We start from the raw sequence: 13,388 nt of genomic DNA on the forward strand, positions 1-13,388 counted from the left end.
TGCTCTTTATACTTATTATAAGTCGTTTTATTACAAGCGTAACTAAGCAAGTACTTCTTGTACTTTGTCTGCTGCTTCCTGAAACTCGGTAGCACTTAAAACAGCTAGACCTGAATTATCAATTAATTCTTTAGCAATATCGGCATTAGTACCTTGTAAACGTACTATGATTGGCACGTTTATATTGCCCATGTTTTTATAAGCATCAATAACACCTTGCGCTACACGATCACATCTTACAATACCTCCAAATATATTAATAAGAATAGCCTTTACTGCTGGATCTTTCAATATAATTTTAAAAGCTGCCTCAACACGCGCTGCATCAGCTGTTCCTCCTACATCTAAAAAGTTTGCTGGCTCCCCTCCTGCTTGCTTAATTAAATCCATTGTTGCCATAGCCAAACCTGCACCATTTACCATACATCCCACGTTTCCGTCAAGATCAACATAATTCAATCCAACTTCTTTGGCCTCAACTTCAATAGGGTTTTCTTCACGCAAATCTCTTAAATTCACGTAATCTTTATGTCTGTATAAAGCATTATCATCTATGGTTACTTTGGCATCAACCGCCATAATTTTATTATCACTGGTTTTCAACACAGGATTAATTTCAAACAAAGATGAATCTGATTTTACATAAGCCGTATACAAAGCCATCACAAATTTGGTCATTTCTTTAAATGCCGTACCTGATAAACCTAAATTGAAAGCAATACGTCTAGCTTGAAATGGCATTAACCCTACAGCAGGATCTACTTCTTCAGTAAATATTAAATGTGGTGTTTCCTCGGCTACCGTCTCAATATCCATACCTCCTTCAGTAGAATACATAATCATATTACGTCCTGTACCTCTATTTAATAAAACCGACATATAAAACTCATCTGTTTCACTTTCGCCAGGGTAATAAACATCTTCAGCAACTAACACCTGATGTACACGTTTCCCTTTTGCGGAAGTTTGCGGTGTTACCAAATCCATTCCTATAATTTGTCCAGCAATTTGCTCAACTTCTTTAAGATTTTTGGCTAGTTTTACTCCGCCTCCTTTTCCACGTCCTCCTGCATGAACTTGGGCTTTAATGACATGCCAGCTAGTACCTGTTTCATTGGTTAACTGCTTTGCAGCTGCAACTGCTTCTTGTGCATTTTGGGCAACAATACCACGCTGGATACGCACTCCAAAACTGCTTAATATTTCTTTACCTTGATATTCGTGTAAATTCATAATTTGCTTAAATGTTTTAAGAATCACAAATGTAAATAATCGCACTTACTTACCCTAATATTAATTTGTGAAAACTTTAAACAACTTTTGTTCATTAACTTAACGCTACATTGTTAAATAATTAACAATTTGTTTATTTTGTATAATTTTTTAAGCTTTACTTTATTATCAATCACAAAGGTATATCTTTGGCAAAAATTTGAAAATTATGTTGGAAAATCAATTGCTAAAAATAGCACAAGATTTAGGAAGTCCGGTTTATGTGTATGATGCGGCAAAAATTGAGTCGCAGTACAAACGATTAACAGACGCCTTTAAAGATGTAAAAAAATTAAAACTTAATTATGCGGTTAAAGCATTGTCTAATATATCTATATTAAAACTTTTTAAATCGCTTGGTTCTGGCATTGATACGGTTTCTATTCAGGAAGTGCAACTAGGTTTAGCTGCTGGTTTTTCTCCTGACCAAATTATATTTACACCCAATGGCGTTTCCCTAGACGAAATTGAAGAAGCCGCTCAGTTAGGTGTAAAAATCAATATTGACAATTTATCCATTCTGGAGCAATTTGGAACAAAACACCCTAATGTTCCTGTGTGCATCAGAATAAATCCGCATGTTATGGCGGGTGGAAATGCTAATATTTCGGTTGGACATATCGATTCTAAATTTGGTATATCAATACATCAAATTCCACATATATTAAGAATTGTTGAAAATACTAAAATGACTATCAACGGTATTCATATGCATACGGGTAGTGATATTTTAGATATTGAGGTATTTTTATATGCCAGTGAAATTTTATTTGAAACCGCCAAGCAATTTAAAAATTTAGATTTTATTGATTTTGGTTCTGGTTTCAAAGTACCCTATAAAGCTGGTGATATTGAAACCAATATTGAAGAATTAGGTAAAAAGTTATCATCTCGATTCAATGATTTCTGTAAGGAATATGGTAAGGATCTCACCTTAGCTTTTGAACCTGGTAAATTTTTAGTAAGTGAGTCTGGTAACTTTTTGGTAAAAGTAAATGCTGTTAAGCAAACTACCTCAACAGTATTTGCGCAGATAGATTCTGGTTTTAATCATTTAATAAGACCGATGTTCTATGGTTCTCATCATGATATTGTTAATATCTCTAACCCAAGCGGAAGAGAGCGATTTTATACTGTTGTAGGCTACATTTGCGAAACGGATACCTTTGGAAATAACAGACGTATTAATGAGATAACCGAAGGCGATATTCTTTGTTTTAAAAATGCTGGGGCCTATTGTTTCTCTATGGCTAGTAATTATAATTCTAGGTTTAGGCCTGCAGAAGTTTTATGGTATAATGACAAAGCACATGTCATTAGAAAAGCTGAAACTTTTGATGATATATTAAGAAATCAAATTGCTATTGATTTCTCAAAGAAAAAAGAAAAACCAACAACAGTTTAAACTTAAAAAGCGTTTCCTTAAAGAAACGCTTTTTTTTTGAGGCTATGTGAGATTTATTTCTTTATAAATTTTTCAGATACAATACCAAAATCTGTTTTTAAAGTGATGATATACCAACCTGCTTCCAAAAAACGTACTTCAATGGCATTGTTAGCTAATCCTTTAATAACCTCTTTTCCTTCTAAATCATATACTAAAATATCATATACGTTCACTCGTTCATCTAAATAAAAAGATAAGACATCATCTACTGGATTTTTGCTAACATGAAACCACGAGGTAATTTCCTTGTCACCAAAATTTGCACTTAAAGGAGACATAATCAGACTCTCCATTATTGTGAATGACCGATTACCAATAATACCACTTGTTAACTCAACCTGGGTAGATCTAAAAACCAACTCTCCCGAAGTATTATCGTAATAATGATAAGTGGTTTGCATTAGGTCTCCTACTTTTATTCCTACAAATAATTCCATTTGCTGAATTAACTCAAGCCTAGTTATTGTTCCTGAATAGATACCTCCACCAACATCATTCATAGATAATGACCCGTAGGCATCTACTGTGGTGGTTAAGATTCCCGTAAAGGTACCCGTGTTTCCACTGTAAGAGAAATCCCCTGAAATACTATTCCCACCGTTATTGGTATTATAAGCATAAGGAAATGAGCCTACCAACCCTAAATCATCATATTGAAGCGTTAAATCCATAAGTTCTATTCCTGAAACATCTAAAGTATTGGCACCCTCTGAGGCATAAAACTTAATTTCTTCTGCGTTCGTATCAGTAGTTGTTAAAAGCATATTTGTTCCCGGAAAAGCTATAGCTTCTGGATCGCTTGGGCTAATAGCTTTATACGTATCGGTTGAGGTAATCCCAGAAGCCATTAAATTATTAAAAACCCAATTAGCGTTTTCTCCATTTGCACTTTGATCTAAAGCAGTACTTGTAGTGACCACAGCATACCGTGTTGTTGGCAAACTAAAAAATGTATCAATGCTTTGCGCTGAAAGTATGATTGGTACTAAAAATAAAAAAAATAGTAATCTTGTTCTCATAAGCAGTTAATTTATAGTGTTTTAATTGAAATTAAAACAAATTTAGGTAAAACAAAAAACTTTACATCGTAAATACCAGTCCATACGCAGAATATATCTTGAAATCACTAAAAACTCTGTTTTTAGTGATAAAACTAAGTAAGACGATAAAAAAATGTTAAAGCTTTTTTTTTAATAGTGCTTTCATAACCAAAAAAATACCTATATTTAAAACGGTGATAATACACATACTATTACTTCTCTCTCAAATAGCAAGATTTAACCGATTGCCCCGAATTGATTTTAATGAGATTATCGTGTTAAAAATATTTTAACACATTATTTAATATTAATTAAAACCAACCAACATTATGAGAAAATTATTGTATGTATTGATTCTACTCCCACTAGTAGTGGCATCACAAGAAACCGAATCTTTTTTATTAAATCTCACAGAGATTACCGTTAAGCCCGGGCATGACGCTGAATTTGTAGAAGGTGTAAAATCATGGAAAGCATGTTACCTAGAAAACAATGGTGAAGACAAATGGAATATATGGAAACGCCTGCAAGGCGAGGGCAATGTATATACCATGACCAGTATTATGGCTAACTGGGCAGAAATGGATGAGGATCCTGATCCGGCAGGAAAAGAATGTCGTATGATTGTGACCAAATTTATTATGCCTCATGTTAAGAGTGTACATTACAACGTTGCTCGGTATATGCCCAGTGTTAGTATGACGGCACCTTTTTCTGAAGACATTAAACTAGTTTGGGTTTACAATGTCAAAATCAATAACTCAACCAGTTTTAAAGAGGTGGTAAGTGAAATTTCAAAAGCTGTGAAAGCAGCCGAAGGAGATAACCGTGGTAGATGGTACAGTGTTGTTGGTGGAGCACCAGAAGTAGCTGATTATTTTATAGGAATTCCTTTTAATAGTTTTTCAGATTTAGATGTTGTACGAGATGGGGTTTGGAAAGTCTATGAAAAGGCCCACGGCAAATCTAAAACAGACAAGCTTAGAGAAAAATTCAGAAGTGCTGTTGAGTCTGATTGGGCTTATATTTATACACTTAAAAAAGAATTATCTAATTAGTAATTCATATAAAATGCTCAACGTTTGTTGGGCATTTTATTAATTAAATAGTCAATAGGCTTTACATTCTACCTAACCAACTTTCCATGGATTTAAAAACCAAAAATCTTAAAGATAAGTATCGCTTATTTTTAACAGAAAATGCCATATTAAGATACATTACATTTTCAGTACTATACATTGCGCAGGGTATACCTGAGGGCATTACCTTTTTTGCTATACCGGCTTGGTTAGCCATGAACGAGAAATCTCCAATGGAAATTGCAAGTTTTGTAGCAGTTATTGGAATTCCATGGAGTTTCAAAATACTGGTTGCACCTCTCATGGATCGTTTTACCTTATTATCCATGGGACGTAAAAGACCATGGGTGATTTTTGGCCAAATTGGTCTTATTTTAAGTTTTTTAAGTATTGGCCTTATTCATGACCCTTTAAATAACATTACTGGCTTAATGATTTCTGGTTTTTTTATAAGTTTTTTTGGTGCTTTTCAAGACGTGGCCACAGACGGCATGGCTATAGATGTTATACCTGTCAATGAACAAGCTAGAGCAAACGGACTCATGTGGGGCGCAAAAACAATAGGCGTAGCTTTATCATTAGTTATTGGTACTACTTTAATAAATCTATTGGGTTTTTCAACAGCCATTACCTCAATGTCTATAAGTACCTTTTTTATCATTCTAGTACCTATATGTTTTAGAGAGCGACCCGGTGAAAAGCTAACCCCGTGGTCAAAAGGAAAGGCGTCTCCAATATCAAAGAAAGCGCAATTAACGAGTTGGACTAAAATTTTTAGATGCATTTATAAAGTAACCATCTTACCATCAAGTCTTATTTTAGCATTCGCCATGTTTACTTTAGGTATTATGTATGGGTTAATTGACACACTTTTACCCATATTTACCATTCAAGAGCTAGATTGGACCAATACCTCCTATTCCAATGTATATTCCATAACAACGGTGGTTGCTGGTTTTTTTGGTATGTTCATTGGGGGAGCCTTAGTAGACTTTTTTGGTAAAAAACGAATGCTCTCAATTTATCTAATTTTCTTAATTGTTTTAATAGCCTCCTTTTCTTTTTTACCTAGTATATGGAATAATGATAAAGTTATTTTTAGCTTTATTCTCTTATATTACTTAGGATATACCTTTCTTACCATAGCCATTTTTGCCTCGGCTATGCAATTGTGCTGGAAAACCGTAGCCGCCACACAATTTACCCTTTACATGGCACTATCAAATACGGGTAGAGCCATAGGTTCTGGACTTGTTGGAACCTTAAAAGAACTTATGGATTGGGAATATGTATTTATTATAATTGCCATGTCACCATTGATTGCCTTTTTTTTAATGCAACTCATTAACTTTAAGAAACATAAAAAATCAATTAAAAAATTTACTCAATATAGTATTAGTGCTTACTAGTATTTATTACGTTATTAAAAGCATTAGCCCGGCTTGTAATCGATAAAAATTAACCATTAAAACCAACCAAAAAATGAAAACACTAAAACATGTTCCCTTTTTATTCATGCTTATTATTCTTTCTGCATGCAACAATTCAAAAGTTGAACAAAACATAACTATGTATTCCAATGTTTGGGACAACATTGTTAATCAAGGTCAGATTGATTTAATTAACGACACCAATTTTGACACCAATATTACCATGATCTCTAGTCCTGAGAATGTGGTGGGTATAAAAGATTTCAAAGCCTATTATTCAAATTTTATTACTGGATTTTCCGAAGTTGAATTTTCCATTGAAAATATTTTTGGGCAAGGTGACAACTTAGTTAAACATTGGCGCTTTAAAGGTAAACACACAGGTGATTTTTTTGGGATACCTGCCACTGGAAAATCAATAGATCTTACTGGGGTTACCATTGCAAAAATAAAAGATGGCAAAATTGCCCAAGAACAAGATTTTATGGACAATCTAGCCTTTATGAGTCAATTGGGTATTGATCCTTTTTTAAATCCTGAAAATGTAAATATTGTGAGAAAACTATATACTGATTTTGCTGCTGGGAAAATCGATGAAGCTGGAGCCGTCATGGATGAAAACCTTATTTGGATGGAAGCCGAAAATTTTCCATATGCCGATAAAAATCCTTATCAAGGCTTTGATGCTGTTCTTGAAGGTTTGTTTTCAAGAATTGCTGAAGAATGGGAATATTGGCATGCCATTGACCTTGAATTCCATGAAATGACTAATGATAAAATATTAGTTACCGGCAAATATGAATCAAAATACAAGGAAAATGGCAATGCCATGAATTTGCAAATGGCACATTTATGGACACTTAAAGATGGTAAAATCATTTCTTTTCAACAATATGCAGATACCAAAGGAATTGCTGATGTTATGGCTAAATGATATTGTATAGTAAATGAAATTAAAACAATCTTTTACCTTTGCTTTGGTATTAACTATTGCTAGTATTACCATTTGGGAACTCTATTGGCGTACACAAACCGATTATTACATCGCCTATTTAGAAGACGACAGAAATTTGTGGAGCCAAGAAAGAGCTAAGGTAGAAAAAGCGACCTCAGAAGATATTATTCTATTAGGTGCTTCCAGAACAGGTTACAACTTCAATACGCATGCTTGGGAAGATACTCAAGGGATAAAACCCATTAATTTAACAGGAAATGGGAAACCTCCACAACCATTTATTGAAGATGTTATAAATAACACCAAATTTAATGGAACTTTAGTTATTGGAGTCACCCCCTTAGCTTTTTTTGATAGTTCTTTCAGAAGAAATGTAACCAAACAATGGGTAAAACATTACTATGACCGAACTTACTCTCAACGATTGGGTTTCGAGCTTTCAAAACCATTAAAAAGGAACCTAGTCATGCTTAGTGCCTCAGAGGCAAAATCCTATAATGACTTAGATTTAAAATCACTAATCAATAGAATCTCAATTGATGATGACAGGATTAAAGGAGACAAATTCAAATTAGTAAATATTGGTTACAATGATGAATACAGAAATTTAATAATGTTTCCGCGATTAACCAATAACCCTGCTTATCAAAAAGAAATCACTGATGAGTGGGACAAGGTTATTCCAGGGGTTCCAGACTACTCAAAAAAAGTTGAAAACACCGTTCAAAGAGAAATTAAAACACTCTCAGTTTTAGTTAAAAAGTTTAAAGGCCGAGGAGGTAAGGTAATATTTGTTAGACATAAAGCTGAAGAAGGCTGGAATAAACACACAAAACGCATGATGCCAAGAGATAAAGTTTGGAATAGCTTTATTAAGGCTATTGAGTGCCCTGGCTATCATTTTGAAGATTATGAATTCATGTCTAAACACACCTTACCAGAATGGTCCCATATGAATGCCGAAGATGCCAAAACATATACCAAAGACATGGTATATCAGTTAATTAAAGACGGACACTTAAAAAAACACAAAACCAATTAACCGAAACAAAACAAAATGAAATTGAAAAATTCATTAATTATTGCCATAGTAATTAGCCTTCTAGGAACTGTTACATGGGAGTTATATTGGCGTTCTAAAGGAGTCAAACCATCAATAGATGGAAATGACGCTTTGTGGGCTGTAGAACGTGCAAAAGTTGATCGATTATCTAAAGATGACTTTGTAATCATTGGCTCCTCAAGGGTTCACTTTGATATTCAATTAGACATTTGGGAAGAAAAAATAGGAAATAAACCAATCCAACTAGCTATGGGAGGCTCTAGTCCCCTACCAGTCTTTCATGACATTGTACATACTACTAATTTTAATGGCACCATCTTAGTTGGTGTTACACCTCCTTTGTTTTTTTCAACCACATTTCCCAAAGCAGATTCTTGGAAAAGGCCCCAAACCAATGTTGACTATTTTCACAATAGAACCTATGCACAGCGTCTTAACCACCAGCTATCTATACCTCTTCAAAACAGTTTTGCGTTCATAAGTGAGACAAAAGGTATAGACGGTATTAACCTTAAAGAGTTTATTAGTAAAGTAAAAATTGGAACTAGGGCGGAAAAGCCGAGAGAAATGCCACCATTTCACGATTTTTCCACTATAACCATTGACAGAAATGTTAGAATGAAAAAACGTATGGAAATAGATACTGCTTATGCCAACTCTGTAAAACATGTGTGGGAGTTCTTTTTTAAAAGTGATGGTCCACTTCCGGACAAAAAATCAACTATGGCATTTTTTTTAAAAGACTTAGAAAAGTTTAAAGAAAAAGGCGGCAATGTTATTTTACTGAGATGCCCTTCTTCTGATGTCTTTAGAGAATTAGAAAAAAAAATCACTCCAAGAGATACAGTTTGGGATGATTTGGTAGCAAAAGCTGCAGTAAAGTCGTATCATTTTGAAGACTACCCGCAACTTCAAAATTTAGATCTTCCTGAATGGTCTCATTTAAAAGCAGAACATGCAGATTACTTTACTAAAGAATTAATAAAAATTTTAAAACAAGACAACGCAATACCTAACCAATAAACCAAGCAAAATGAATTTAAAACAATCTTTGTTTATTGCCTTGGCATTAACCCTAATTGGTGTAAGCATTTGGGAACTCTATTGGCGATCAAAAGGATTTAAACCTTCTATAGATAACAATGAGGCTTTATGGGCGGTACAACGCGCCAAAGTTGATAAATTATCTAAAGATGATATCGTGCTTATTGGTTCTTCAAGAGTTATGTACAACATACAACTAGATATATGGGAGGAAAAAACGGGTAAAAAACCCATTCAATTGGCAATGGGTGGATCTAGCCCCTTACCCGTATTTCATGATATTGTAAATACCTCCAATTTCAACGGTACTATTTTGGTTGGAGTTACACCTGGGTTATTTTTCTCTAGTACGGATCCCAAAAAACAATCTTGGAAAAGACCTCAAAAAAAAGTAGATCATTTTCATGATAGAACTTATGCACAACGATTAAACCATCAATTATCAATACCACTGCAAAATAGTTTAGCTTTAATGAGTGAAACCAGTGGCGTTGATGGTATTAAGCTAAAGGCGCTTATTAAAAAAGTAAAGATTGGTGATCGTCTCAAAAAGAAAAGAACCATGCCTCCCTTTCATAATATGTCAACAACCAGATTGGATCGAAATGTTAGAATGAAAAAACGTATGGAAACAGACACGGCTTATGCCAACTCTGTAAAACGCGTGTGGTCCTTCTTGATTGATGGAGACAACCTTAAACCAAAAAAAGAAGCTACCATGATTTTTTTTTAAAGGACCTTCAAAAGTTTAAAGAAAAAGGTGGTAATGTTATTTTACTGAGATGCCCTTCTTCTGAAAAGTTTAGAAAAAATGAAGATAGCGTAGTCAATAGGAAAGAATATTGGAACAAACTAGTGGAACAATCAAATGTAAAAGCATACCACTTTGAAGACTACCCGCAGCTTCAAAATTTAACCCTACCAGAATGGTCTCATTTAAAAGCCGATCATGCCGACTATTTTACCGAAGAATTAATAAAAATTTTAAAACAAGACAACGCAATACCTAACCAATAAACCAATCAATATGAAATTAAAACAATCATTAATTATTGCCATAACTATTACGCTTATTGCAACAATTGGATGGGAAATGTATTGGAGATCCAAAGGATTTCACCCTACCCTAAACGATGAAAAAGCCCTTTGGGCCATGACACGTGCCAAAGTGGAAAATGCCACTAAGGATGATGTTATTATATTAGGGTCTTCCAGAGCCTATTTTGACATTCAAGTAGATCAATGGAAAGAGTCAACCGGAAAAGAACCTTTACAGTTAGCATCAACGGGGTCATCTCCCCTTCCTACCTTTCATGACATTGTAAATAATACCGATTTTGACGGAACTGTTATTGTTGGAGTTACTCCCGGATTATTCTTCTCGACTACGTTTCCAAAAGCATTTCCTTGGGAAAGGCCACAAGCCAAAGTAGATCATTACTTTGATGGAACTTATGCACAACGCTCAAACTTTTTGTTGTCTGTACCCTTACAACAGAGTTTGGTATTAATGTCTGCCGATGAGGAAGAATGGAATGACGATCTCGATTTAAAATCCTTATTAAGAAATGTTCGTTGGGGAAAACGAACTTCACCTCCTGCCCAGCCTCCATTCTACAATTTTGGAGATGTTTCCATTCCACGAAACATGAGTATGATGCCAAGAACAGTAACTGATACTGCTTTTGCTAATTCAATTATTAAAGTTTGGCATTTCTTTGGTAAAGGTTCACCACCTCCTGAAAAAGATGCTACCACTGAATTCTTTATGAAGGATGTAAAAAAATTTAAAGAAAGAAACGGTAATCTTATTCTGGTTCGGCCACCATCTAGTGGTGGTGTGAGAATGGGTGAGAAAATGGGACTTCCCAGAGAACGGTTTTGGGATTCATTAGTAAAAGTAGCTCATGTAAAGAGCTATCATTTTGAGGACTTTGATCAATTAAAAAATCTAACCTGTCCGGAAGAATCACATCTTTCCTTAGAAGATGCCAATTTTTACACCAAAGAATTGGTGAAAATATTAAAAGAAGACAATGCACTAACCAACCAAAAACCTAACTAATCATGTTATTTAATTCACTAAGTTTTATACTATTTTTAATTATAGTTCTCGCCATTTATTATTCTAAAATACTTAACTGGACCAATAAAAAACGTATGTTATTGTTTTCCAGTTATGTATTCTACGGCATGTGGAATCCGCCTTTAGTCATTCTTCTTTGGATATCTACCATGATAGATTGGACTGCAGGAAAACATTTAGCTGTTGAAGACAACCAAAAGAAACGCAAAATGTGGTTGTTGCTAAGTATGTTCGTTAATCTTGGTTTTTTAGGTTTCTTTAAATATGGTGATTTTCTTCTTGAAAATTTTGTACTAGTAATGAATGCTATCGGAGTTGATTTTCAGGCAAAACCCATGGATATCATTCTCCCTATGGGAATTTCATTCTATACGTTCCAAACCATGTCATATACCATTGATATGTATAAAAGAAAGACAGAGCGTGCTAGAACATTTCTTGATTTTGCGCTGTACGTGACCTTCTTCCCGCAATTAGTAGCTGGTCCTATTGTTAGAGCAAAAGACTTGATCACACAGTTTTATGAAGAAAAGAAAGCAACCACTAACCAGTTTATTTGGGGCTTGTTTTTACTAACCATTGGATTATTCCAAAAAGTGGTTATGGCAGATACGCTTTTAGCAGGCACATCAGATGACGTTTTTGGTTCTGCTAAATTATTACATGGTGTTGATGCTTGGGTAGGCACTATTGCTTTTTCAGGACAGATATTTTTTGATTTTGCTGGGTATTCAACCTGTGCTATAGGTATCGCTCTTATGTTAGGCATTATTTTACCCGATAACTTTAGGTATCCTTATGCTTCACTTGGCTTTTCCGACTTATGGAGACGTTGGCATATTTCATTATCCAGTTGGTTAAGAGATTATTTGTACATCCCTTTGGGTGGTAACCGTCATGGAATCACGAGAATGTATGCCGCTTTAATGATTACTATGTTATTAGGTGGTTTATGGCATGGTGCTGCATGGACCTTTATGGTTTGGGGTGGTTTACACGGTACTTATTTAATTTTAGAACGTTTACAAAGACGTTATTTACCCTTTGAAATAACCAAATGGAATGGTATGTTTTTGGCTTTTATTACCTTTAGTTGTGTAAATATAACCTGGGTTTTCTTTAGAGCCAGAACCTTTGAAAAAGCTTGGGATATGATAAAATCTATGTTCTATATGCAAACCGGTGGTGAAAAAATATTGGATACGTTTACCATAATAAAAGTATCAACGGTAATAGCCATTATGTTCTTGTGTCATTGGTTTATGAGAAATACCTCTATGAAAGAAGTATCTCAAAAAACGTCACCTTATGTTTTAGGTCTGGTTTGGGCCATTATGACATTTTTATTGATTATAGCACAAGGCAGTGGCGAACAATTTATTTATTTTCAATTTTAGGAAAAATAATATAATTTAGAGAATAAAGCAGAAACTCCTACATCTTGAAGGAGTTTCTGTATTGTAACAATAAATAAAAGTTGGCGTCCTATTGTTTATTCGATCCTAATATGAACCCTATTCCCCAGCCTCTAGTTCATAATATAAATAGTTGTCCATCAATGCCAGTACCTAACTGATTTAGATTAAACTTTTAATGTTAAAACACAAACTAATAAAAATGAAAATCAACTTTAAAACAAGTCTCTTAATTATTTTTATTGGAATATGTCTTGGGCACTCTCAAGACAGTTTGCTAGTGGCTTCTAAAAAAATTGATAGCATAAAGCAACGAATTGACAACCATAAAGAATTCAATGAGGAGCATGTAAGACTCCTAAATGAATACGCACGCCAATGTTTTTATAATAAAGATTTTAAAACAGGCCTAATTGCCGCTAGGGATGCCCGTGACCTCCTCCCGTTAAACCGGACAATTTAAAACTAGAGAAAACCGAGCAAATAAATGTGTAACTTTAAACAATTATTTGCATATGAAACGATCAAAATTCACGGAGAGTCAAATCGTATTTGCT

12 protein-coding genes are annotated in these 13,388 nt (G+C 34.4%); 10 read left to right on the plus strand and 2 right to left on the minus strand.

The features are described 5' to 3' along the window. Nucleotides 1-42 precede the first annotated feature (42 nt). Nucleotides 43-1,233, minus strand: a complete 1,191-nt coding sequence (gene sucC / locus FGF67_RS12640) for an ADP-forming succinate--CoA ligase subunit beta (protein WP_139698112.1) — start codon at nt 1,231-1,233, stop codon at nt 43-45. A gap of 208 nt (nt 1,234-1,441) precedes the next feature. Between sucC and lysA the strand changes: the two genes are divergently transcribed. Then, nucleotides 1,442-2,677, plus strand: coding sequence for a diaminopimelate decarboxylase (gene lysA, locus FGF67_RS12645; protein WP_139698113.1), 1,236 nt, complete (start codon nt 1,442-1,444; stop codon nt 2,675-2,677). A gap of 53 nt (nt 2,678-2,730) precedes the next feature. On the opposite strand, the gene FGF67_RS12650 is transcribed toward lysA, so the two are convergent. After that, on the minus strand, nt 2,731-3,738 hold the full coding sequence (locus FGF67_RS12650) for a T9SS type A sorting domain-containing protein (protein WP_139698114.1): 1,008 nt from the start codon (nt 3,736-3,738) through the stop codon (nt 2,731-2,733). Nucleotides 3,739-4,088: 350 nt separating this feature from the next. Here FGF67_RS12650 and FGF67_RS12655 point away from each other — a divergent pair, with 350 nt between their 5' ends. The 9 genes from FGF67_RS12655 to FGF67_RS12690 all read left to right on the plus strand — a co-directional run bounded on the left by FGF67_RS12655 (nt 4,089) and on the right by FGF67_RS12690 (nt 12,813). Further along, complete coding sequence (locus tag FGF67_RS12655) at nt 4,089-4,817, plus strand: hypothetical protein (protein ID WP_139698115.1); 729 nt, start codon at nt 4,089-4,091, stop codon at nt 4,815-4,817. A gap of 86 nt (nt 4,818-4,903) precedes the next feature. Beyond that, nucleotides 4,904-6,247 carry an MFS transporter gene (locus FGF67_RS12660; protein WP_139698116.1) on the plus strand — a complete coding sequence of 448 codons (1,344 nt, stop codon included), beginning with the start codon at nt 4,904-4,906 and terminating at the stop codon, nt 6,245-6,247. A 73-nt stretch (nt 6,248-6,320) separates the two neighbouring features. Then, on the plus strand, nt 6,321-7,202 hold the full coding sequence (locus FGF67_RS12665; protein WP_139698117.1) for an ester cyclase: 882 nt from the start codon (nt 6,321-6,323) through the stop codon (nt 7,200-7,202). A gap of 13 nt (nt 7,203-7,215) precedes the next feature. Continuing rightward, nucleotides 7,216-8,265, plus strand: coding sequence for a hypothetical protein (locus tag FGF67_RS12670; RefSeq protein WP_139698118.1), 1,050 nt, complete (start codon nt 7,216-7,218; stop codon nt 8,263-8,265). Between the two features lie 15 nt (nt 8,266-8,280). Then, nucleotides 8,281-9,309: a hypothetical protein gene (locus FGF67_RS12675; RefSeq protein ID WP_139698119.1), complete on the plus strand. Its 1,029-nt coding sequence runs from the start codon at nt 8,281-8,283 to the stop codon at nt 9,307-9,309. Nucleotides 9,310-9,319: 10 nt separating this feature from the next. Continuing rightward, nucleotides 9,320-10,063 (plus strand): hypothetical protein, encoded by a 744-nt coding sequence (locus FGF67_RS12680; protein ID WP_233244078.1) that lies wholly within the window; start codon nt 9,320-9,322, stop codon nt 10,061-10,063. A 122-nt stretch (nt 10,064-10,185) separates the two neighbouring features. Continuing rightward, complete coding sequence (locus tag FGF67_RS17550; RefSeq protein WP_233244079.1) at nt 10,186-10,347, plus strand: hypothetical protein; 162 nt, start codon at nt 10,186-10,188, stop codon at nt 10,345-10,347. 10 nt (nt 10,348-10,357) lie between these two features. After that, complete coding sequence (locus FGF67_RS12685; protein WP_139698120.1) at nt 10,358-11,395, plus strand: hypothetical protein; 1,038 nt, start codon at nt 10,358-10,360, stop codon at nt 11,393-11,395. A gap of 2 nt (nt 11,396-11,397) precedes the next feature. Beyond that, nucleotides 11,398-12,813: an MBOAT family O-acyltransferase gene (locus FGF67_RS12690; RefSeq protein WP_139698121.1), complete on the plus strand. Its 1,416-nt coding sequence runs from the start codon at nt 11,398-11,400 to the stop codon at nt 12,811-12,813. Nucleotides 12,814-13,388 lie beyond the last annotated feature (575 nt).

The sequence above is a fragment of the Allotamlana fucoidanivorans genome (assembly GCF_006265225.1).
GTDB classification, from domain to species: Bacteria; Bacteroidota; Bacteroidia; order Flavobacteriales; family Flavobacteriaceae; genus Allotamlana; species Allotamlana fucoidanivorans.